This is a genomic window from Pseudomonas sp. GW823-FHT03E05 (genome assembly GCF_058796855.1).
The window spans coordinates 61,282-84,148 of record NZ_JBXAJB010000002.1 but is presented as its reverse complement, the minus strand read 5'-3'; the positions used below and the strand labels follow the sequence as shown (position 1 = coordinate 84,148).

Below are 22,867 nucleotides of genomic sequence, written 5' to 3'. Positions count from 1 at the left end.
GCCCTGGTGCAGCTTGCCTGCCCGGGCAACTCCGGGCAGGGGCAAGGGCGCCGCGCCTTTTCCTCAGGCCCGGGCCGGGCGGCGGTTGTCCCGCACCAGCAGGAAACGCATCAAGGCCAGCAGCGGGAAGGCGCTGCCCACCAGCACGATGCCCAGCCAGCCGCCATGCTCGTACACCGCACTGGCAATCGAGGAGCCAAAGGCACCGCCGATGAAGATGCTGGTCATGTACAGCGCATTCAGGCGGCTGCGGCTGTGGGCGTCGAGGGCGTACACGGCGCGTTGGCCGAGCACCATGTTCATCTGCACGCAGAAATCCAGGACCACCCCGGTCACGGCCATGCCGATCACGCTGTAGGCCGGATGCACCAGGCTGGGGATGAAGCTCAGGGCCGCCAGCAGCATGGCCAGCAGTGAGGCGATGCGGGTATGGCCGGCATCTGCCAGGCGCCCGCTGATGGGCGCGGCGATGGCGCCGATGGCGCCCACCAGGGCAAAGATCGCGATCTGGCTTTGGCTCAGGCCGTGCTGGCGCGCCAGCTCCAGCGGTGCGGCGGTCCAGAACAGGCTGAAGGTGGCGAACAGGCAACCCTGGTAGAAGGCGCGCTGGCGCAGTACCGGTTGCTGGCGCAGCAAGTTGCCCAGGGAATGCAGCAGTTGGCCATAGGTGGCGCTGTGGGCCGGCTGGCGCTTGGGAATGGTGAGCATCAGCACCAGGCTGATGGCTGCCATCAGCAGCGCCGCGGCGATGAACATCGCCCGCCAGCCGAAGTGGTCGGCCACCACGCTGGACACCGGCCGGGCCAGGAGAATTCCCAGCAGCAGGCCGCCCATGATCCCGCCCACCACCCGGCCCCGGGTTTCCTCGGGGGCCAGGTGCGCGGCCAGGGGAATCAGGATCTGCACCGACACCGAACTGAAGCCGATCAACAGCGACACCAGGAGAAAGGCATTGGGCTGCTGGATAAAGGCCGCGCCCAGCAGGCTGGCAATCGCCACCAGGGTGGTGCAGATCATCAGCCGGCGGTTTTCCAGCAAATCGCCCAGGGGCACCAGGAAGAACAGGCCCAGAGCGTAGCCGATCTGGGTCAGCGACACGATCAGGCTGGCCAGGGCGCTGGACAGGCCGAGGTCCGGGGCAATCAGCTCGATGATCGGTTGTGCGTAGTAGATGTTGGCGACTATGGCCCCGCAGCAGAAGGCGAACAGCAGCACCATGCCTCGGGTCATTGTCGCGCTGCCGGTGGGCAGAGCCTGGGTCGTGGAATTCATTGGCGATCTCTGGGGCAAGCGCAAGGAGCGAGGTCGGCAAGACCCCGTGGCAAAGCGATGGAGCGGGCCGGGTGGCAAAGGTCAGCGATCGAATGATGAAGGCCCGTTGAGTACCGGGGCGTGTCGCTGTCGAGGGGCGATGATACATTTACTTACATCCTGTTCGATAGCATGCTCATGCTCCCCCGGGGCCTTGCAGTCGACTGACGGGCTCTGTGCACCCATTGCCTTGAGGAATCCGTTCCATGAATCGGTCTTTGCCTGGTTTGTTGTGCAACCTTCCATGCCTGGCCCTGGCGTTCCTGCTGGGCAGCACCGCGGCCCTGGCCCAGGATGCGCCGGGCATGCGCATTGGCGTACGCGGGGAAATCACCGGGGTCGGCGGCGACGTGGTGCGGGTGCACGTCAACAGTGGGGAGAATGTCAGCATCGAGCTGACGCCCCAGACCCAGGTGCGTGCCGTGACCCTGGCCAATATCGAGGACATCAAGCCCGGCAGCTACATCGGCTCGGCGGCCATGCCCATGGCCGACGGCACCCTCAAGGCGCTGGAAGTGCATGTGTTTCCACCGCAGTTGGCCGGTACGGGTGATGGCCACCGGCCTTTCGACCTGGCCAAGGGCAGCAGCATGACCAACGGCAGCGTCGGCGACCTGGTGGTGAGCAACGGCCGCACCCTGACCGTCAACTACAAGGGCGGCCAGCAGAAGATCCTGGTGCCGGACGATGTGCCCATCGTCAACCTGACTCCCGGCGACCGCAGCCTGCTCAAGGTCGGGGTCAAGGTGGTGATGTTCGTTACCCAGAGCGATGACGGCAAACTCACCGCGCAGTCGATCTCCGCCGGCAAGGATGGGGTCGCGCCGCCGATGTAGGCCGCTGCTGCACAGGGTTGCCACCAGGCGGGCGGGGGCTTGCATTGCCAAATGTTGCTGCGCGCGGGTTGCAGTGGAAGTCGGCAAAGGCTTGGTTTACGGTCTCCGGTCGTTCAATGCGCCGGGAGTGCCTTATGGAAAAGTCGACGTTCAACCCAGCCAGTGTGTTCAATTCCCTGCAATACGGTTTCAGCCAGGCGGTGGAGGTGCGCGGTGGGCGGCGCCTGCTGCTTTCCGGCCAGGTGGGTGTGGATGAGCAGGAGCGCACCGTGGGCCCGGGCCTGCGGGAGCAGACCGAGCAGGCCTTCGACAATATCGCCCGGGTCCTGGCCGAGGCGGGTGGCCGGCTGGCGGATGTGGTGATGCTGCGGATCTACATCGCCGAAGCGGCCCGCAACCAGCAGGAGCACATCAGCGCAGTCTTGCTCGAACGCTTTGCCAGCCAGCCGCCGGCGTCTTCGTGGATCATCGTCAGCGGGCTGTCGCTGCCAGAGTGGCTGATCGAAGTCGAGGCGGAGGCGGTGCTGGAGGAGCGCCATCAGGTCGCCGAAGCGGCGCTGTTCACTCCGGCGCGAGCCCTCTGAGCGCCATGCCTGGGGCATAAAAAAAGCGACCCCGGAGGTCGCTTTTTTCATTCACCCGTTAGGGGTCACTTGGCGTTGGTGTAGATCTGGTCGAAGATCCCGCCGTCGTTGAAGTGGGTCTTCTGCACGCTGCGCCAGTCGCCGAAGGTCTTCTCCACCGAGAGGAAGTCGACTTTCGGGAAGCGATCGGTGTACTTGGCCAGCACTTTCGGGTCCCGTGGGCGCAGGTAGTTGTTGGCGGCGATTTCCTGGCCTTCCGGTGACCACAGGTACTTGAGGTACTCCTCGGCGGCGGCGCGGGTGCCTTTCTTCTCTACCACCTTGTCCACCACCGATACCGGCGGCTCGGCTTCGGCGGACACGCTCGGGTAGATCACCTCGAACTGGTCGCGACCGAATTCGCGGGCGATCATCTCCGCCTCGTTCTCGAAGGTCACCAGCACGTCGCCGATCTGGTTGGTCATGAAGGTGGTGGTGGCGGCGCGGCCACCCGTGTCGAGCACCGGCGCCTGCTTGAACAGCTTGCCGACGAAGTCCTTGGCCTTGTTCTCATCGCCGCCGTTCTTGAGCACATAGCCCCAGGCCGAGAGGTAGGTGTAGCGGCCGTTACCCGAGGTCTTGGGGTTGGGCACTATCACCTGCACGCCGTCCTTGAGCAGGTCCGGCCAGTCCTTCAGGGCCTTGGGGTTGCCCTTGCGCACGATGAACACGGTGGCCGAGGTGAACGGCGCGCTGTTGTTCGGCAGGCGGGTCACCCAGTTGTCCGGCACCAGCTTGCCGTTGTCCGCCAGGGCGTTGATGTCGGTGGCCATGTTCATGGTGATGACATCCGCCGGCAGGCCGTCGATTACCGAGCGCGCCTGTTTGCTGGAGCCGCCGAAGGACATCTGCAGGGTGATGTTCTCGTTGTGCTCGGCTTTCCAGTGTTTCTGGAAGGCGGCGTTGTAGTCCTTGTAGAAGTCGCGCATCACGTCGTAGGAAACGTTGAGCAGGGTCGGTGCGGCCTGGGCGACGCTGCCCAGGGCCAGGCCGGCGGCCAGTAGCGAGGCGCTGAAGAGTTTTTTCACTGCACATTCCTTTTGTTCGAGAGTGAAGGCAATTTGCCGCCGACTATAGCCGGGGCGCTATATCTCTTTAAAGATTAAAAAGTACTTTGCTTATTCCAGTTTCCTGAATAGCGCATTGCCGCAGCGGGAACAGAAGGCCGCGGCGGGTTCGTGGGTGTTCTTGCGGCACACCGGGCAGTCGTGCTTGAGCTGCTCGCCGCGCATGGCGCTGGCCAGTTCCGCGGTGAAGATCCCGGTGGGCACGGCGATGATCGAGTAACCGGTGATCATCACCATGGACGAGATCACCTGGCCGATCACGGTCTTGGGCACGATGTCGCCGTAGCCCACGGTGGTCAGGGTGACGATGGCCCAGTAGATGCCCTTGGGAATGCTGGTGAAACCGTGCTCCGGGCCTTCGACCACGTACATCAGGGTGCCGAACACCGTGACCAGGGTGCAGACGCTGAGCAGGAACACCAGGATCTTCTGCTTGCTGCCGCGCAGGGCGTCCAGCAGGTAGTGGGCCTGCTTGAGGTAGGGCGCCAGCTTGAGCACACGAAAGATCCGCAGCATGCGGATGATGCGGATGATCAGCAGGTATTGGGCGTCGCTGTAATACAGGGCGAGGATCCCCGGAACGATCGCCAGCAGGTCCACCAGGCCATAGAAGCTGAAGGCATAGCGCAGCGGCCGGGGGGAGCAGTACAGGCGCAGCCCGTACTCGATGGCGAAGATCAGGGTGAAACCCCATTCGATGTAGGCCAGGACGTTGGCGTAGTTGCGATGGACCTCGTCGATGCTGTCGAGGATCACGATCACCAGGCTGGCGAGGATGATCAGCAGCAGGGTGCTGTCAAAGCGCCTCCCCGCCACCGTATCGGTCTGGAAGATCATTACGTAGAGGCGCTGCCGCCAGTTGTCGCTGTTGCCCATGGAAATCGCCTGAATCGAAAGTCAGCGAAGCCTAGGGGGATTTGCCGGGGGAGCGCAAGGCGCGTCGCCCCGCACGTTGCGGCCCAGCACCCGGTCGACGGTGTGCACCAGCCAGCAGGCCAGGACAAAGGGTGCGGTCAGGGGCGCAAGACCCAGGGCGACCAGCCCCGGGCTGATCAGCAGTGCCAGCAGCATCCCCAGCAGCGGCCGCCAGGGGTGCCGGGCCTGCTGGCCCAGGGCCAGGGCGACCAGGGCGCAGTTGTAGCCGCCCAGGCCCTGCAGGGCCTGGGCATGCTCTTGCTGCAGCAGGGCAAAGAGCAGGCCGCAGGCGGAGCCGAACAGGGCCCAGGCTGCCGCGCGGCGGCTGGCCAGCAGCAGGCCGAGCAGAATCAGCAGGCCGGCCAGGGGCTGGCCGAGGAACATGATCTGCCCCAGGCCCTGGAACAGCCCACCCAGCAGGTTCGCCAGGGACAGCCCGGGCACGCCCTGGGTGGCCGCGGGCAGCGGCTCGATCAGGCTCAGCAGCAGCCAGCCGAGGCCGACGAAGGGTGCTGTGTAGGCCGGCAGGCTGGCGGGGTTGCGGGCACGTTTGAGCCATTGCTGGGTAATGATCGCGCTGAGACCGCCGGCGGCGATGATCAGCGGCGGCAGCAATACCGACCAGGGCAGGTACAGGCCCAGCAGCAGGCCCAGCAATACGCCGTTGTAGCTGAACAGCCCGGCCTGGCGGTCGGCCTTGGCGTACCCCCGGCGTTGCGCGGTCAGCAGCCCGGCCAGAGCACCCAGCAGGGCAGCGCCGAGCAGTGCCGGGGCACTGACCAGGATCGCCAGCAGGCACAGCAGGCCGCACAGCGGATGGCGCTGGAGAAAGATCTGACTGAAGCCGTTAAGCAGGGCAGTGGCCCAGTCGGGGCAGAAGGCATTGAAAGACTGTGAAGGCATGATGCAAATCAGTGGGGCGGCCCCTGGGCGAGGGTTGCGCCGACCGCCCAGGCCTCCTCTGCGGGAGGCTCTGGCCGGTCAGCGGCGCCATGGGCTGCGGGTCAGAGAAGGGTTTCGACGCGCAACGAATTGGTGGTGCCCGGCTGGCCGAACGGCACACCGGTGGTGATCACCACGGTGTCGCCGCGCTTGGCCAGGCCCTGGGCCTGGGCGATTTCCAGGGCCGTGGCACACACCTCGTCGACCTGGCGCAGCCGGTCGTTGACCACCGAATGCACGCCCCAGGCCACTGTCAGGCGGCGAGCAGTGGCAAGGTTCGGCGTCAGGTTGAGGATCGGCACCGAAGGCCGCTCGCGGGCGGCGCGCAGGGTCGAACTGCCGGATTCGCTGTAGTTCACCAGCACCGCCACCGGCAGGATGCTGCACACCCGGCGGATCGCACAGCTGATGGCGTCCGAGACCGTGGCCTCGGCCTGGGGCCGGCTGACGTCCAGTTGGGTCTGGTAGTCCGGGCCGGTTTCCACCTGGCGGATGATCTTGCTCATCATCTGCACGGCCTCCAGCGGGTATTCGCCGGAAGCGGTTTCCGCCGACAGCATCACGGCGTCCGCACCCTCGGCCACGGCGTTGGCGACGTCGGTGACCTCGGCCCGGGTCGGCGCAGGGGAGAAACGCATGGATTCGAGCATTTGGGTGGCCACCACCACCGGCTTGCCCAGCTGGCGGCAGGTGCTGATGATGTTTTTCTGGATCTGCGGCACGCTTTCTGCGGGCACTTCCACCCCCAGGTCGCCCCTGGCCACCATGATCGCGTCGCTCAGCTCGGCGATTTCCCGCAGTTGGGTGACGGCCGAAGGCTTCTCGATCTTGGCCATCAGGTAGGCCTTGTCGCCGATCAGCGCACGGGCTTCACGGATGTCTTCCGGGCGCTGCACGAAGGACAGGGCCACCCAGTCCACCCCCAGTTCCAGGCCGAAGCTCAGGTCGCGACGGTCCTTGGCCGTCAGCGGGCTGAGGTCGAGCACCGCCTGGGGCACGTTGACGCCCTTGCGGTCCGACAGCTCACCGCCATTGAGCACGGTGGTCTCGATGGCATCGGCGTGCTTGGCGATCACCCGCAGGCGCAGCTTGCCGTCGTCCAGCAGCAGGTCCATGCCCGGCTCCAGGGCGGCGATGATCTCCGGGTGCGGAAGGCTGACCCGCTGGGCGTTGCCCGGGGTCGCGTCGAGGTCCAGGCGCAGGGCCTGGCCGCGCACCAGTTGCACCTTGCCCTCGGCGAAGGTGCCGACCCGCAGCTTCGGCCCTTGCAGGTCCATGAGGATGCCCAGGGGGTAGTTCAGTTCGCGCTCTACCTGGCGGATCCACTCGTAGCGCTGGGCGTGGTCGGCATGGGCGCCGTGGCTGAAATTGAGCCGGAAGATGTTCACCCCGGCTTGCACCAGCTCACGGATGTCCTCGATGCCGTCGATGGCCGGGCCCAGGGTGGCGAGGATTTTGACCTTCTTGTCAGGCGTCATGTTTGGGGTTCTCGAGAATCAGGATGGCGCGGAAGTCGTTGACGTTGGTGCGGGTCGGCTCGGTGACGATCAGGTCCCCCAGCGCCGCGAAGTAGCCATAGCCGTTGTTGTTGTCCAGCTCGTCGCTGGCGCTCAGGCCCAGGGCCGCGGCGCGGGCGTAGCTGTCCGGGGTCATGATGGCCCCGGCATTGTCCTCGGAACCGTCGATGCCGTCAGTGTCGCCGGCCAGGGCATAGATGCCCGGGTAGCCCTTGAGGCTGTCGGTGAGGCTCAGGAGGAACTCCGCGTTGCGCCCGCCACGGCCATTGCCGCGCACGGTGACCGTGGTTTCACCGCCGGAGAGGATCACGCAGGGCGCCGCCAGGGGCTGGCCGTGCAGGGCGACCTGGCGGGCGATGCCGGCGTGGACCTTGGCCACCTCCCGGGATTCGCCCTCCAGGTCGCCGAGGATCAGTGGGCTGAAGCCGGCCTGGCGAGCCTTCACGGCCGCCGCCTCAAGGGACTGCTGGGGCCGGGCGATCAGCTGGAAGTGGCTGCGCGCCAGGCACGGGTCACCGGGCTTGACGGTTTCCGACTCGGGGCTCTGCAGCCAGCTGCGGACCGCGGCCGGTACGTCGATGCCATAGCGCTTGAGAATCGCCAGGGCCTCGGCCGAGGTGCTGGGGTCGGCCACGGTGGGGCCGGAGGCGATGACCGTGGCCAGGTCGCCGGGTACATCGGAAATCGCATAGGTGTAGACCGTGGCCGGCCAGCAGGCCTTGGCCAGGCGTCCACCCTTGATCGCCGAGAGGTGCTTGCGCACGCAGTTCATCTCGCCGATGGTGGCGCCGGATTTGAGCAGGGCCTTGTTGATGGCCTGCTTGTCCGCCAGGGTGATGCCGGCGGCTGGCAGGGCCAGCAGCGCCGAACCGCCACCGGACAGCAGAAAGATCACCCGATCCTGTTCCGACAGGTTGCTGACCAGTTCCAGCACGCGCTTGGCCACGGCCAGGCCGGCGGCGTCGGGCACCGGGTGGGCGGCTTCGACCACTTCGATCTTGGTGCAGGGGGCGCCGTGGCCGTAGCGGGTGACCACCAGCCCGGAGACTTCGCCCTGCCAGCTGCGCTCGACCACCTGGGCCATGGCCGCGGCGGCCTTGCCGGCGCCGATGACGATGACGCGGCCGCTGCGGTCGCTGGGGAGATGGGCTTGCAGAACCTGTTGCGGGTGGGCGGCGTCGATGGCTGTGGCGAACAGCTCACGGAGGAATTTTTGCGGATCGACCGACATGGCGGGCTCCCGGATTTCTTGTTATGGGGGGCTTGAAACGGGTGTAGCCGCCACCTCAGGCGGCGGCAAGGTCAGCAGGGCCTGTCCCTGGCCCGCCGTGAGGCGTTTCCTGCGAACCTTGGCGCAGCCTGCGGCAGCGGCTACGGATGCTGCTTATTTCTTCTCGCGGATCGAGAAGTTGGCCATGTGTTCCAGGCCCTTGATCAGGGCCGAGTGGTCCCAGTTGGCGCCACCGATGGCGGTGCAGGTGCTGAACACTTGCTGGGTGTTGGCGGTGTTGGGCAGGTTGATGCCCAGCTCGCGGGCACCGCTCAGGGCCAGGTTCAGGTCCTTCTGGTGCAGGTTGATGCGGAAGCCCGGGTCGAAGGTGCCCTTGATCATCCGCTCGCCGTGCACTTCGAGGATCTTCGAGGAAGCGAAGCCACCCATCAGTGCTTCACGCACCTTGGCCGGGTCGGCGCCGTTCTTCGAGGCGAACAGCAGGGCTTCGGCCACGGCCTGGATGTTCAGGGCGACGATGATCTGGTTGGCCACCTTGGCAGTCTGGCCGTCACCGTTGCCACCCACCAGGGTGATGTTCTTGCCCATGCTCTGGAACAGCGGCAGGGCACGTTCGAAGGCCTGGCTGTCGCCACCGACCATGATGCTCAGGGTGGCGGCCTTGGCCCCGACTTCACCGCCGGACACCGGGGCGTCCAGGTACTGGGCGCCGGTTTCGTTGATCTTGGCGGCGAAGGCCTTGGTAGCGGTGGGCGAGATCGAGCTCATGTCGATGACGATCTTGCCCTTGCCGATCCCGGCGGCCACGCCGTCGGCGCGCAGCAGCACGTCTTCGACCTGGGGAGTATCGGGGACCATGATGATGACGAACTCGGCTTCCTGGGCGACGTCCCGGGGCGAGGCCAGGGCGATGGCGCCGGCGGCGATCAGGTCGGCCGGAGCCTTGCCGTGGTGTTCCGAGAGCAGCAGGCTGTGACCGGCCTTCTGCAGGTTGGCGGCCATTGGGTGGCCCATGATGCCGGTGCCGATAAATCCGATTTTAGCCATGATAAAAATCCTCTATTCAACGGGACCTTGTGGGCGCTGGCTGGCCAGCGAAGGCGGTCTTGCGGGCCTCTTCGCCGGCAAGCCGGCTCCTACGCAGGTACAGGTTCAGATTGCGTTGTGGGTTTTCAGCCAGCCAAGGCCGGCTTCAGTGGTGGTCAGCGGCTTGTACTCGCAACCGACCCAGCCCTGGTAGCCGATGCGGTCCAGGTGCTCGAAGAGGAAGCGGTAGTTGATCTCGCCGGTGCCCGGCTCGTTGCGCCCGGGGTTGTCCGCCAGCTGGATGTGGTTGATCTGGCCCAGGTGGTTGGCCATGGTCCGCGCCAGGTCTCCCTCCATGATCTGCATGTGGTAGATGTCGTACTGCAGGTACAGGTTGTCGCTGCCCACCTGCTCGCGAATCGACAGCGCCTGAGCGGTATTGTTGAGGTAGAAGCCGGGAATGTCGCGGGTGTTGATGGCTTCCATCACCAGCTTGATGCCCACGGCCTGGAGCTTGTCGGCGGCGTACTTGAGGTTGGCGACCAAGGTCTTTTCCACCAGGGCTTCATCGGCGCCCTGTGGGCGGATGCCTGCCAGGCAGTTGATCTGGGTATTGCCCAGGACCTGGGCGTAGGCAATGGCCAGGTCGACCCCGGCGCGGAACTCCTCGACCCGGTCGGGCAGGCAGGCGATACCGCGTTCACCCTTGGCCCAGTCGCCGGCCGGCAGGTTGAACAGCACCTGGCTCAGGCCGTGGGCGTCAAGTTGCGCCTTGATTTCGGCAGAGCTGAATTCGTAGGGGAACAGATATTCGACGCCGCTGAAGCCGGCATCGGCGGCCGCCTTGAAGCGGGCGAGGAAGTCCTGTTCGGTGAACAGCATGGACAGGTTGGCAGCAAAGCGCGGCATGGTGGTCTCCTGTGGTTCGGTCAAGCCTGGGGCTGGCGCCAGGGGGCGGGCGGCCCGGGCACCACCTCTGGCGGGAGGTGGCGCCCGGGGCCCGGCCGGTGCCAGCGGCCAGGGGTATCAGTCGAGCAGGGAAATCGCGGTAGGGGCGTCGTTGCCCACCAGCGCCAGGTCTTCGAACTCGTTGACTGCGTTGATTTCGGTGCCCATGGAAATGTTGGTCACGCGCTCCAGGATGATTTCCACCACCACCGGTACCTTGAAGGTCTGGAGCATTTCCTGGGCCTGGCGCAGGGCAGGCTGGATGTCCTTGGGTTCGAACACCCGCAGGGCCTTGCAACCCAGGCCTTCGGCAACGGCCACGTGGTCGACGCCATAGCCGTTGAGTTCCGGCGCGTTGAGGTTGTCGAAGGACAGCTGCACGCAGTAGTCCATGTCGAAACCGCGCTGGGCCTGGCGGATCAGCCCCAGGTAGGAGTTGTTCACCACCACGTGGATGTACGGCAGGTTGAACTGCGCGCCCACCGCCAGTTCTTCGATCATGAACTGGAAGTCGTAGTCGCCGGACAGCGCCACCACCTGGCGGTTCGGGTCGGCCTTGACCACGCCCAGGGCAGCGGGGATGGTCCAGCCCAACGGGCCGGCCTGGCCGCAGTTGATCCAGTGGCGTGGCTTGTAGACGTGGAGGAACTGCGCGCCGGCAATCTGCGACAGGCCGATGGTGCTGACGTAGCAGGTGTCCTTGCCGAATACCTGGTTCATTTCTTCGTACACGCGTTGCGGCTTGACCGGCACGTTGTCGAAGTGGGTCTTGCGGTGCAGGCTGGCCTTGCGCTGCTGGCAGTCATGCAGCCAGGCGCTGCGATCCTTGAGCTTGCCGGCGGTCTGCCATTCGCGGGCCACCTCCAGCAATACGGTCAGGGCGCTGCCAGCATCGGAAACGATGCCCAGGTCCGGGGTGAAGACACGGCCGATCTGGGTCGGTTCGATGTCCACGTGGATGAACTTGCGGCCTTCGGTGTAGACGTCCACCGAACCGGTGTGGCGGTTGGCCCAGCGGTTGCCGATGCCCAGCACGGTGTCGGACTTGAGCAGGGTGGCATTGCCGTAGCGATGGGAGGTCTGCAGGCCGACCATGCCCACCATCTGTGGGTGATCGTCAGGGATGGTGCCCCAGCCCATCAAGGTCGGGATCACCGGAATGCCGGTCAGCTCGGCGAACTCCACCAGCAGCTCGCTGGCGTCGGCGTTGATCACGCCGCCACCGGCCACCAGCAATGGACGTTCGGCCTGGTCCAGCAGGGCCAGAACCTTTTCCGCCTGCAGGCGGGTCGCCGCCGGCTTGGCCAGGGGCAGGGGCTGGTAGGCGTCGATGTCGAATTCGATTTCCGCCATCTGCACGTCGAACGGCAGGTCGATCAGTACCGGGCCGGGACGGCCGGAGCGCATTTCATAAAAGGCTTTCTGGAAGGCGTAGGGCACCTGGCCCGGTTCCAGCACGGTGGTGGCCCACTTGGTCACCGGCTTGACGATGCTGGTGATGTCCACGGCCTGGAAGTCTTCCTTGTGCAGGCGGGCGCGGGGGGCCTGACCGGTGATGCAGAGAATAGGGATGGAGTCGGCCGAGGCGCTGTACAGGCCGGTGACCATGTCGGTGCCGGCGGGGCCCGAAGTACCGATGCACACGCCGATGTTTCCGGCCTTGGTGCGGGTGTAGCCCTCGGCCATGTGCGAGGCGCCTTCGACGTGGCGAGCGAGCACGTGATCGATGCCACCGACCTTCTGCAGCGCGGAATACAGCGGGTTGATGGCGGCACCCGGGATGCCAAAAGCGGTATCGACCCCTTCACGGCGCATCACCAGAACGGCGGCTTCGATTGCTCTCATTTTGCTCATGGTTTTGTGCCTCTTGCGTTTTGTAATTGTATACAAGTGGTTTTGCGCAAAGTGTATTCACGGCGGATGGCGCAGGTCAATCCATTTTCTTGAGCGGCAGCGGCTTTCATCAAAGCCCCGATAAACCGGCGTCCTTTTGTCGCAGGGGCTACCTTTCGCGAATTATTGTATACAAAAAATAAATTCATTGTGTTCTATTTGTTGTATCGGACTTCTCCTACAAGAAGCTTCCCCAGGTTTTCTCAATAACAAGATAAGGACGGCACCCATGAGCGCTTTAACCTTGAAAGTCGCAGTCAACCTGGCCAACCAGGCCATCAACGCGGGGCGCAAGATCAATGCGGCGCCGCTGACCATCGCGGTGCTGGATGCCGGCGGGCACCTGGTGACCCTGCAACGGGAGGACGGCGCCAGCCTGCTGCGCCCGCAGATCGCCATCGGCAAGGCCTGGGGGGCGGTGGCCCTGGGCAAGGGCTCGCGCCTGCTGGCCCTGGACGCGCAGCAGCGCCCGGCCTTCATCGGCGCATTGAACGGTCTGGGGCAGGGCAGCGTGGTGCCTGCGCCGGGCGGGGTGTTGATTCGGGATCAGGCGGGGGCAGTGATTGGGGCGATCGGCATCAGTGGCGATACCTCGGACATCGATGAGCAGTGCGCCATCAGCGCGATCGAAGCCCAGGGCCTGGCGGCGGACGCCGGCGTCAGCGCATAGCCCTCGACCTCGCGGGCCCGGCCTGTAGCCACTGCCGAGCCCGCGAGGCTGCGAAAAGCCGCGCAGGATCTTGATTGAAACTATTGCGCCCTTGCGGGCCGGGAAACAAACCGGAAAGTACCGAAACGCTATCAGCGATCCAGTTCACAGCCCTTGAGCACCAGACGGATGATGGTCTGTGCCGCAGCTTCGTAGTCGTCTTCGTCGAGCTTGGTCTTGCCGGTGACCACCGAGATCTGCCAGTCGAAGTCGGCGTAGGTCTGGGTCGCGGCCCAGATGCTGAACATCAGGTGGTTGGGGTCGAGCGGGGCGATCAGGCCGCGATCGATCCAGGTCTGGATGCACTCGATGTTGTGCTTGGCCTGGGCGTTGAGCTGTTCCACCTGCTCCGGGCTCAGGTGCGGCGCACCATGCATGATCTCGCTGGCAAAGACCTTGGAAGCGAACGGCAGGTCGCGGGAGATGCGGATCTTCGAGCGGATGTAGCCGCTGAGCACTTCGCTGGGCACGCCATCGGCATTGAACGGGGTGGAGGCCTGGAGGATGGGTTCGATGATGCTTTCCAGCACCTGGCGATAGAGGTTTTCCTTGGACTTGAAGTAGTAGTAGACGTTGGGTTTGGGCAACCCGGCCTTGGCGGCGATGTCGCTGGTCTTGGTCGCCGCAAAGCCCTTGTCGGCAAACTCTTCACTGGCGGCCCGCAGGATCAGTTCTTTATTGCGCTCGCGGATGGTGCTCATAAACCAGGGGATTCCTTGCCTGTTCGGGCGGTTGCGCATGGTAGCACCGGCCTTGTACGAGGCTCAAGAATGCCGGCTCGGGCCCGGTTTTCCTGCACTTGGGCGGATTTGCCTGTCCCGTGGCTGAACGAAAATACGCATCGGCGGGCGCCCCAGAGGGCGGCTGCTAGAGTTCAGGGCAGTGCTTGGCTCGCCGGCCTGTGATCAGCCTGTGGTGGGGCGTTCATCGCGCTGCGCAACCGGGTCCGGACCCGCCTGAATCGGATGCTCGCTCGTGGACAAAGGCAGACGCGGCAAAGTTTCTCTGTGGCTCATCCTCTTGGCACTGGCAGCTCTGGCCCTGGGGCTGTGGTTCTATCTGTCCGGCCCGCGGCATCCGGTCAAGCCGGCACCCGTGGGGGAGCCGGTGGTGGCGGTGGCGGTGCAGTTGCAGGATGTGCCGGTCTACATCGACGCCCTGGGCACGGTGACGCCGACCCGCAGCGTGACGGTGATCACCCAGGTGGACGGGATTCTTTCCAGCGTCGAGTTCAAGGAAGGCCAGCCTGTGCGCAAGGGCCAGGTCATCGCGCGGATCGATGATCGCGCGCTCAAGGCGCAGCTGGCCCAGGCCCGGGGCGTGCTGGCCCATGATCAGGCGGTGCTGGACAATGCCCAGCGCGACCTGGCCCGCTACCGCGAACTGATCAAGGCCGGTTCGGTCAGCCAGCAGACCCTCGACACCCAGGTTTCCACGGTGCAGCAACAGGCCGGCACCGTGGCTGCCGACCAGGGCAGCGTGCAGAACCTGGAAGTGCAGTTGAGCTACTGCACCATCATCTCGCCGGTGGACGGCGTGGCCGGGCTGCGCCTGGTGGACCCGGGCAACTACGTGACCACCGCCAGCACCACCGGGATCGTGGTGATCACCCAGATGGAGCCGGCCGAGGTGGTGTTCGCGGTGCCCGAGGATGACCTGGGGGCGATCAGCCAGGCCATGGCCAAGGGGCCAGTGCCGGTACTCGCCTATGACCGCAACAAGCACAACCTGCTGGCCAGCGGCAGCCTGCTGGCGCTGGACAACCAGGTCAACACCAGTACCGGGACCATCAACGTCAAGGCTCGCTTCGAGGGGGCGGGCAAGGCCCTGTTTCCCAATCAGTTCGTCAACGCCAGGCTCAGGGCCGACACCCTGACGCAGGTGCCGGTGGTGCCCACCCGGGCCATTCAGCATGGCAGCAAGGGCGACTTCGTGTTCGTCGTTGACGGCAGCACCAAGGCCAGCCTGCGCAACATCAAGAGCGGGCCGGCCAGCGGCGAGGTCACGGCGGTGCTGGACGCCGGGGTCAAGGCTGGCGAGCAGGTGATTACCGAGGGCGCGGACAAGCTGGACAACGGCTCGGCCATCAAAGTCGTGGCTCAATAGGCCGGCGCCGATGAACGTCTCGCGCCCCTTTATCGAACGGCCGGTGGCCACCACCTTGTTGATGGTGGCGGTGCTGTTGCTGGGCCTGCTGGGCTATCACCTGCTGTCGGTCTCGGCCCTGCCGGAAGTCGATTACCCCACCATCCAGGTCTACACCCAGTACCCGGGGGCCAGCCCGGAGGTGATCAGTTCGTCGATCACCGCACCCCTGGAGCGCCAGCTGGGGGAGATGCCGGGGCTCAAGTCCATGAGTTCCACCAGCTCCAACGGTGCTTCGGTGGTCACCTTGCAATTCGACCTGGCGCTGTCCCTGGATGTGGCCGAGCAGGAGGTGCAGGCGTCGATCAACGCCGCGGGCACCTTCCTGCCGAGCAACCTGCCTTACCCGCCGGTGTACAGCAAGGTCAACCCGGCGGACGCGCCGGTGCTGACCCTGTCCCTGACCTCCGACGTGCTGCCCCTGACCAAGGTCGAGGACCTGGCCGACACCCGCCTGGCGCAGAAGATCTCGCAGATCTCCGGGGTCGGCCTGGTGACCATCAGCGGCGGCCAGCGCCCGGCGGTGCGGGTCGAGGCCAATACCTCGGCGCTGAACAACCTGGGCCTGTCCCTGGATGACCTGCGCACGGCCCTGGGTACCGCCAACGTCAACCAGGCCAAGGGCAATATCGACGGGCGCTACCAGGCCTATTCCATCGGTGCCAACGACCAGTTGCAGTCGGCGCAGGAGTACCGCGACCTGGTGATCGCCTACAAGAACGGCGCGCCGATTCGCCTGGCGCAGATCGCCAGTTCCGTGCAAGGCCCGGAGAACCCGCATCAGGCCGCCTGGACCAACAGCACGCCATCCATCGTTCTGAACATCCAGCGCCAGCCCGGGGCCAACGTCATCGACGTGGTGGACCGGGTCCAGCAACTCTTGCCCAAGCTGCGGGCCGGCCTGCCGGGCACCCTCAAGGTCGAGGTGCTCACCGACCGGACCCAGACCATCCGCGCTTCGGTCACCGACGTGCAGTTCGAACTGGCGGTGGCGGTGCTGCTGGTGGTGCTGGTGATCTTCCTGTTCCTGCGCAACGTCGCGGCCACCCTGATTCCCGCGGTGACCGTGCCCCTGACCCTGGTGGGCACCCTGGCGGTGGCCTATGCGCTGGGCTTTTCCCTGAACAACCTGACCCTGATGGCCCTGACCATCGCCATCGGTTTCGTGGTGGACGATGCCATCGTCATGATCGAGAACATCACCCGCTACATCGAGGCGGGCGAGCCACCGTTGCAGGCAGCGCTCAAGGGCGCGGAGCAGATCGGCTTCACCATCATCTCGCTGTCGGTGGCGCTGATCGCGGTGATGATCCCGCTGCTGTTCATGGGCGATGTGGTGGGCCGGCTGTTTCGCGAGTTCGCCATGACCGTGGCGGTGACCATCGTGATCTCGGCGCTGATCTCCCTGACCCTGACGCCAATGATGTGCGCGCGCATGCTCAAGAGTCGCCACCAGGAGCGCCGCGCGGATTTCTTCGACCGTATCAACCGGCATTATGTGCGCGGCCTGGACTGGGTGCTGGCCCACCGCACCCTGACCCTGCTGTCGCTGATGCTCACGGCGGTGCTGACCCTGGCGACCCTGATGATCATGCCCAAGGGCTTTTTCCCCGAGCAGGACACCGGGCTGATCCAGGGCATCTCCCAGGCGGCGCCGAGTATTTCCTTCCAGCAGATGCAGGAACAGCAGCAACGCCTGGCGGCGCGTATTCTCAAGGATCCGGCGGTAGAGAGCCTGTCGTCCTTCGTCGGCATCGACCAGACCAACCCCACCCTCAACCAGGGCAACCTGCTGATCAACCTCAAGCCCCACGGGCAGCGCGACAGCAGCGCGGTGGTGATCCGCCGGCTGGCCGATGCCAACGCCGATGACGCCGGGATACGCCTGTACCTGCACGGGGTCCAGGACCTGACCCTGGATGCCACGGTGTCTACCACCAGCTACCGCCTGGGCCTGCAGGCCACCGACCCGGACCTGCTGGAGCTGTGGACCGGCAAGATGCTGGCGGCGCTGAAGCAGGATCCGATGTTCACCGATGTGCAGAGTCAGGCGATGCAGTTCGGCAACCAGATCCAGCTGAACTTCGACCGCGCCACCGCCTCGCGCCTGGGCATCACTCCCCAGGCCATCGACGATGTGCTCTACGACGCCTTCGGCCAGCGCCAGGTGTCGACCATCTATACCCAGCTCAACCAGTATCACGTGGTCATGGCCACCGACCGGCCACCGCGTAATCTGGCGGACCTGCTCACCGGGCTCTACGTGAACATCCCCGGCGGCGGGGTGGCGCCGCTGTCCAGCATGGCCACCCAGCAGGTGCAGCGGGCGCCGCTGACCATCAACCGCCTGGGGCAGTTTCCCTATGCCGATGTCTCGTTCAACCTCGCCCCCGGGCAGAGCCTGGGAGCGGCGGTGACCCGGCTGCAACAGATCGAGGCCCGGGTCGGCCTGCCGGCCTCGGTGCAGGCGTCGCTGGAAGGGGCGGCGGCGACCTTCGAGGCTTCGCTGTCGAACCAGGTGTTTCTGGTGCTGGCGGCGATCGTGGTGGTGTACCTGATGCTGGGGGTTCTCTACGAGAGTTTCGTGCACCCGGTGACCATTCTCTCGACCCTGCTCTCGGCGGCCCTGGGCGCCTTGCTGGCGCTGCTGATCACCGGGACCCAGTTCGACATCATCGGCCTGATCGGCATCGTGCTGCTGATCGGCATCGTCATGAAGAACGGCATCATGATGGTGGACTTCGCCCTCGAGCTGGCGCGCAAGGGCGGCCTGACGCCACTGGCGGCGATCCGCCAGGCGGCGGAGCTGCGTTTTCGGCCGATCCTGATGACCAGCATGGCCTCGCTGTTCGGCGCGGTGCCCCTGGCCCTGGGCACCGGCATCGGCTCGGAACTGCGCCACCCGCTGGGTATCGCGATCATCGGCGGCCTGTTGCTCAGCCAGTTGCTGACGCTGTTTTCCACCCCGGTGATCTTCCTCGCCATGCACGGCCTGGGCGAGCGGCTGGCAGGGCGCCGCAGTGGCAGGGAGGGCGACGGGGAAGGGCCCCAGGGGATCGGCGATGAACCTTAGCGCGCCGTTCATCCAGCGCCCCATCGCCACCACGTTGCTCGCCGCCGGGCTGGCGCTGTTCGGCGTCCTGGCCTTCAAACTGCTGCCGGTGGCGCCACTGCCGGAGGTGGACTTTCCCACCATCAGCGTGCGTGCCTCTCTGCCGGGGGCCGACCCGCACACCGTCGCCAGCTCGGTGGCCACGCCCCTGGAACGGCAGTTCGGGCAAATCGCCGGGGTTACCCAGATGACCTCGTCGAGCACCCTGGGGGCGACCCGGATCAACCTGCAATTGGACCTCAACCGTGACATCGACGGTGCCGCCCGGGACGTGCAGGCAGCGATCAACGCTGCGCGTACCAACCTGCCCAGTGACCTCTCCGGCAACCCCACTTACCGCAAGGTCAACCCGGCCGACTCGCCGATCCTGATCATCAGCCTGACCTCCGATAGCGCCTCGCCGGGGCAGATGTACGACGTGGCCTCGACCTTGCTGGAGCAGCGGCTGTTGCAGACCACCGGAGTCGGCGATGTGACTGTCGGCGGAGGCGCCCTGCCGGCGGTGCGGGTCGAGCTCAACCCGGACCGGCTCAATCACTACGGGGTCAGCCTGGAGCAGGTGCGCCAGGTGATCGCCGCAGCCAACGTCAACCTGCCCAAGGGCTCGATCATCCTCGGCCAGCAGAACCATGTGCTCGGCGCCAACGACCAGCTGTACCAGAGCGCCGACTACGCCGACCTGGTGGTCAAGCAGAACAACGGCAGCCTGGTGCGCATCGCCGACCTGGGCTACGTCCACGAGGACGTCGAGGACCTGCGCAACTTCGGCCTGTTCAACGGCAAGCCGGCGGTGCTGCTGGTGATCTTCAAGCAGCCGGGGGCCAACGTCATCGACACGGTGGATGCGGTAAAGGCCGAGCTGCCGTTTCTCCAGGAGTCGATCCCGGCCTCGATCCGCCTGAATATCCTGATGGACCGCACCACCACCATCCGTGCCTCGCTGCGGGACGTGGAACTGAGCCTGATCGCCTCGATCGTGCTGGTGACCCTGGTGACCTTCGCTTTCTTCCGCGACTGGCGCAGCACCCTGGTGCCGGCCATCGTCGTGCCGCTGTCGCTGCTGGGCACCTTTGGCGCCATGTATTTTCTGGGCTACAGCCTGAACAACCTGTCACTGATGGCCCTGACCATTTCCACCGGGTTCGTGGTGGATGACGCCATCGTCGTGGTGGAAAACATCATGCGCCACCTGGAGCGGGGCGAATCGCGGCTGCAGGCAGCGCTGGCCGGGGCCCGGGAAGTGGGCTTCACCGTGCTCAGCATCAGCGTGTCGCTGGTGGCGGTGTTCATTCCGCTGCTGTTGATGGGGGGCATCGTCGGCCGTCTGTTCCGCGAGTTCTCGGTGTCGCTGTCGGTGTCCATCGGCATCTCGATGCTGATCTCGCTGACGGTGACGCCGATGCTCTCTAGCGTGCTGCTGCGCACCCGGCAGAAGGCACTCGAAGGCGCCGAGACCGTGGATTCGCCGGTGCACCGCTTCTATGACCGGACCCTGGGCTGGGTCATCGGCCATTCACGGCTGATGGGCCTGGTGACGGTGCTGGTGATCCTGCTCGCCGGTGTGCTCTACGTGCTGGTGCCCAAGGGTTTCTTTCCCCAGGAGGACACCGGGCGCTTGTCCGGCAGCATCCTGGCGGCCCAGAGCATTTCCTACGACGCCATGCAGAAGGATTTCATGGAGATCAACCGCAAGGTCATGCAGAACCCCAATATCGACACGGTCGGCGGCTTTGTCGGGGGTGGGGGCGGCGGTGGCGGGGCGATCAACAGTGCGCAACTGTTCATTGCCCTCAAGCCCCTGAACCAGCGCCACGACAGCGCCGACCAGGTGATCGCGCAGATCCGTCGGACCCTGGGCGACATGCCCGGCACACGTCTGTACCTGCAATCGGTACAGGACATCACCGTGGGCGGACGCCAGAGCGGCGCGCAGTACCAGTACACCCTGACCGCCGATGACCAGGCCGACCTCGATGAATGGGTGCCCAAGGTGGTAGCGGTGCTGCGCGGCTTGCCCCAGCTCAAGGATCTGAATACCGACCAGCAGGACAACAGCCTGCTGGCCAATGTCCAGGTCAACCGCGACACCGCGGCGCGCCTGGGCGTAAGCATGGCGGCCATCGACCAGACGCTGTACGACGCCTTCGGCCAGCGCCAGGTATCGACCCTGTACCGGGCTGCCAACCAATACCATGTGGTGATGGAGATCGCTCCGCAGTACTGGACCGATCCTTCGACCCTGAACTCGATCTACCTGCCCACCGGGGCGGTGGCCAGCGGCAAGGGCGGCGCGGCAAGCCCGGACCTGGCGGCCAAGGCGCAACGGACCTTGATTCCGCTTTCGTCGGTGGCCCAGCTGTCGGTGCAGCGCACGGCCATTGCCATCAGCCACCAGGGCACATTTCCGGCTGTGACCGCTTCGTTCAACCTGGCGCCGGGGGTGTCCATCGGCCAGGCCACGGCCCTGGTGGACCAGGCCGTGGCGCAGTTGCGCATGCCGGCCAGCGTGGTCGGGCAGTTTGCCGGCACGGCCCAGGTGTTCCAGTCCTCGGTAGCCAGCGAGCCCTTGCTGATCATTGCCGCGCTGGTCTCGGTGTACCTCGTGCTGGGCATTCTCTACGAGAACCTGATGCACCCGCTGACCATCCTCTCGACCCTGCCTTCGGCCGGGGTCGGGGCACTGATCGCCTTGCTGCTGACCGGCACCGAGCTGTCGATCATCGCCCTGGTGGGGGTGATCCTGCTGATCGGTATCGTCAAGAAAAACGCCATCATGATGATCGACTTCGCCATCACCGAGGCCAGGGAGCAGGGGCTCAGTGCCCAGGACGCGATCCGCCGGGCCTGCTTGATCCGCTTCCGGCCGATCATGATGACCACCCTGGCGGCGATACTCGGCGCCTTGCCATTGGTGCTCGGCAGTGGTTACGGCTCGGAGCTGCGCCGCCCACTGGGGATCTCGATCATCGGCGGCCTGCTGCTCAGCCAGGTGCTGACGCTGTATACCACCCCCGTTATCTACCTGTGGCTCGACCGGGCGTCCCAACGCCTGCGCCGGGTGGTCAAGGAGGCATGACTATGCGTGGCCAACCTGTACCGGGGCGTCTGGCCGTGGCACTGCTGTGTATGTTGCTTGGCGGCTGCATGGTCGGGCCGGACTACCAGAAGCCCGAGATGCCGTTGCCCATGGCCTTCAAGGAAGGCGGGCAGTGGCAGCGCGCCGTAGCCAACCCCCAGGGTGCCCTGGACAGCCAGTGGTGGCTGGCGTATCAGGACCCGGTGCTCAACGATCTGGTCTGGCGCTCGGCCAGCGCCAACCAGTCGATCGTCGCTGCCGAGGCGGCCTATCGCCAGGCACAGGCCCAGGTGGCGTCGAGCCGCTCGGGGCTGTTTCCCACGGTTAGCGCCGGGCTTTCCGGTTCGCGGGGTGTGGGCGGCACCAGCGCCGGTAGCGGTTCGAGTACCGGCACCAGCAGTTCCGGCGGCGTCGAGCAGAGTGTCAGCGCGACCCTGGGGGCCAGCTGGGAACCGGACCTGTGGGGCCAGGTGCGCCGCGGCATCGAGTCGAGCCAGGCCCTGGCCCAGTCTTCCGATGCGCTGCTGGCGGGGGTACGGCTGTCCATCAGCGCCAGTGTGGCGAGCAACTACCTGAGCCTGCGTCAGCTGGATATGGACATCCGCCTGCTCCAGGAGCAGCAGCGGATCACCCAGCGCCTGCAGGACATGACCCAGGCCGCCTACGTCCAGGGCACGGCCTCCAACGATCAGTTGCTGCTGATCCAGGATCAGTTGAGCAGTGTGGTGGCGGCCCTGCAGACGGCGCAGATCTCCCGCGAGCAGTTCGAGCATGCCCTGGCGGTGCTGCTGGGCGTGGCTCCGGCCCAGTTCAGCCTGGCGCCGCAGGCCGACTACCGCTTCAATGCGCCGCAGCCGCCGCTGAGCCTGCCTTCGACTCTGTTGCTGCGCCGCCCCGACGTGGTCTCGGCGGAGCGCACCGCGGCGGCGGCCAATGCGCGGATCGGTGTGGCCGAGGCGGCATTCTTCCCGACCCTGGACCTGACCGCCGAAGTGGGCTTTCGCGGCAGCGCCCTGGGCGGGCTGTTCTCGGTACCGAACCGGATCTGGACCCTGGGCCCGGCGCTGGCCGGAACCCTGTTCGACGGCGGCGCCCGGGAAGCGGCGGTGCAGCAGGCCCGGGCCAGCTATGACCAGGACGTGGCCAACTACCGCGGCACGGTGCTTGGCGCCCTGCAGAACGTCGAGGACCAGTTGTCCTCGGTCAATCACCTGCAGCGCCAAGTGGCGACCTACCAGCAGATGTACCAGCGCAACCGGCAACTGTTCGGCAGCCAGCAAGCCCAACTGCGGGCCGGCACCGTCAGCGAGCAGAACGTGCTGACCCAGCAACTGGTGCTGCTGCAGGCCGAGCAGAGCCTGCGCGATTCCCAGGGCCAACTGAGCCTGGGCAGCGTGGCCCTGTTCCAGAGCCTGGGCGGCGGCTGGCACGAGCCGGGCGCGAGCCTGCCCTGACACGCGGGATCTCGCGTGGCACAAGCCCGGCACGCTATGCTGCGCGCCTTATTTCCATGCAG

17 protein-coding genes are annotated in these 22,867 nt (G+C 65.7%); 7 read left to right on the top strand and 10 right to left on the bottom strand.

Translation table 11 applies throughout. The features are described from left to right. Nucleotides 1–63: 63 nt before the first annotated feature. Nucleotides 64–1,272: an MFS transporter gene (locus AC1RCO_RS08025; protein ID WP_041116710.1), complete on the bottom strand. Its 1,209-nt coding sequence runs from the start codon at nt 1,270–1,272 to the stop codon at nt 64–66. A 245-nt stretch (nt 1,273–1,517) separates the two neighbouring features. Between AC1RCO_RS08025 and AC1RCO_RS08020 the strand changes: the two genes are divergently transcribed. Beyond that, complete coding sequence (locus tag AC1RCO_RS08020) at nt 1,518–2,147, top strand: hypothetical protein (RefSeq protein ID WP_065363392.1); 630 nt, start codon at nt 1,518–1,520, stop codon at nt 2,145–2,147. A gap of 134 nt (nt 2,148–2,281) precedes the next feature. Continuing rightward, complete coding sequence (locus tag AC1RCO_RS08015) at nt 2,282–2,731, top strand: RidA family protein (RefSeq protein ID WP_011060027.1); 450 nt, start codon at nt 2,282–2,284, stop codon at nt 2,729–2,731. A 65-nt stretch (nt 2,732–2,796) separates the two neighbouring features. Here the strand turns inward: AC1RCO_RS08015 and AC1RCO_RS08010 are convergent, their stop codons facing one another. The 8 genes from AC1RCO_RS08010 to gcl form a co-directional block, all read right to left on the bottom strand. After that, on the bottom strand, nt 2,797–3,798 hold the full coding sequence (locus tag AC1RCO_RS08010) for a sulfate ABC transporter substrate-binding protein (RefSeq protein ID WP_011060028.1): 1,002 nt from the start codon (nt 3,796–3,798) through the stop codon (nt 2,797–2,799). Nucleotides 3,799–3,888: 90 nt separating this feature from the next. Continuing rightward, entirely contained in the window at nt 3,889–4,713 is an 825-nt protein-coding gene (locus AC1RCO_RS08005; RefSeq protein WP_015634655.1) for an ion transporter, read from the bottom strand. Between the two features lie 21 nt (nt 4,714–4,734). After that, nucleotides 4,735–5,655: an urea transporter gene (locus AC1RCO_RS08000; RefSeq protein ID WP_015634656.1), complete on the bottom strand. Its 921-nt coding sequence runs from the start codon at nt 5,653–5,655 to the stop codon at nt 4,735–4,737. A gap of 101 nt (nt 5,656–5,756) precedes the next feature. Beyond that, nucleotides 5,757–7,172, bottom strand: coding sequence for a pyruvate kinase (pyk, locus tag AC1RCO_RS07995; protein WP_015634657.1), 1,416 nt, complete (start codon nt 7,170–7,172; stop codon nt 5,757–5,759). Continuing rightward, nucleotides 7,162–8,442 carry a glycerate kinase type-2 family protein gene (locus AC1RCO_RS07990; protein ID WP_011060032.1) on the bottom strand — a complete coding sequence of 427 codons (1,281 nt, stop codon included), beginning with the start codon at nt 8,440–8,442 and terminating at the stop codon, nt 7,162–7,164. The genes pyk and AC1RCO_RS07990 overlap by 11 nt, the downstream gene beginning before the upstream one ends. Nucleotides 8,443–8,595: 153 nt before the next feature. Beyond that, nucleotides 8,596–9,489 (bottom strand): 2-hydroxy-3-oxopropionate reductase, encoded by an 894-nt coding sequence (locus tag AC1RCO_RS07985; RefSeq protein WP_011060033.1) that lies wholly within the window; start codon nt 9,487–9,489, stop codon nt 8,596–8,598. A 105-nt stretch (nt 9,490–9,594) separates the two neighbouring features. After that, complete coding sequence (gene hyi / locus AC1RCO_RS07980) at nt 9,595–10,377, bottom strand: hydroxypyruvate isomerase (RefSeq protein WP_011060034.1); 783 nt, start codon at nt 10,375–10,377, stop codon at nt 9,595–9,597. A 117-nt stretch (nt 10,378–10,494) separates the two neighbouring features. After that, complete coding sequence (gcl, locus tag AC1RCO_RS07975; RefSeq protein ID WP_015634658.1) at nt 10,495–12,270, bottom strand: glyoxylate carboligase; 1,776 nt, start codon at nt 12,268–12,270, stop codon at nt 10,495–10,497. A 268-nt stretch (nt 12,271–12,538) separates the two neighbouring features. On the opposite strand from gcl, the gene AC1RCO_RS07970 reads away from it, so the two are divergent. Continuing rightward, nucleotides 12,539–12,979 carry a GlcG/HbpS family heme-binding protein gene (locus AC1RCO_RS07970; RefSeq protein WP_011060036.1) on the top strand — a complete coding sequence of 147 codons (441 nt, stop codon included), beginning with the start codon at nt 12,539–12,541 and terminating at the stop codon, nt 12,977–12,979. Between the two features lie 131 nt (nt 12,980–13,110). Here the strand turns inward: AC1RCO_RS07970 and AC1RCO_RS07965 are convergent, their stop codons facing one another. Further along, entirely contained in the window at nt 13,111–13,719 is a 609-nt protein-coding gene (locus AC1RCO_RS07965) for a TetR/AcrR family transcriptional regulator (RefSeq protein ID WP_492617621.1), read from the bottom strand. A 274-nt stretch (nt 13,720–13,993) separates the two neighbouring features. Here AC1RCO_RS07965 and AC1RCO_RS07960 point away from each other — a divergent pair, with 274 nt between their 5' ends. Genes AC1RCO_RS07960 through AC1RCO_RS07945 form a run of 4 tightly spaced genes read left to right on the top strand, consistent with a single transcriptional unit; the run spans nt 13,994 to nt 22,805 of the window. Then, nucleotides 13,994–15,124 (top strand): efflux RND transporter periplasmic adaptor subunit, encoded by a 1,131-nt coding sequence (locus tag AC1RCO_RS07960; RefSeq protein WP_220223896.1) that lies wholly within the window; start codon nt 13,994–13,996, stop codon nt 15,122–15,124. A 10-nt stretch (nt 15,125–15,134) separates the two neighbouring features. After that, nucleotides 15,135–18,236 carry an efflux RND transporter permease subunit gene (locus tag AC1RCO_RS07955; protein ID WP_492617620.1) on the top strand — a complete coding sequence of 1,034 codons (3,102 nt, stop codon included), beginning with the start codon at nt 15,135–15,137 and terminating at the stop codon, nt 18,234–18,236. After that, nucleotides 18,226–21,351, top strand: a complete 3,126-nt coding sequence (locus tag AC1RCO_RS07950) for an efflux RND transporter permease subunit (protein WP_492617619.1) — start codon at nt 18,226–18,228, stop codon at nt 21,349–21,351. The genes AC1RCO_RS07955 and AC1RCO_RS07950 overlap by 11 nt, the downstream gene beginning before the upstream one ends. Before the next feature lie 2 nt (nt 21,352–21,353). Next, nucleotides 21,354–22,805 carry an efflux transporter outer membrane subunit gene (locus tag AC1RCO_RS07945; RefSeq protein ID WP_492617618.1) on the top strand — a complete coding sequence of 484 codons (1,452 nt, stop codon included), beginning with the start codon at nt 21,354–21,356 and terminating at the stop codon, nt 22,803–22,805. Nucleotides 22,806–22,867: the final 62 nt, after the last annotated feature.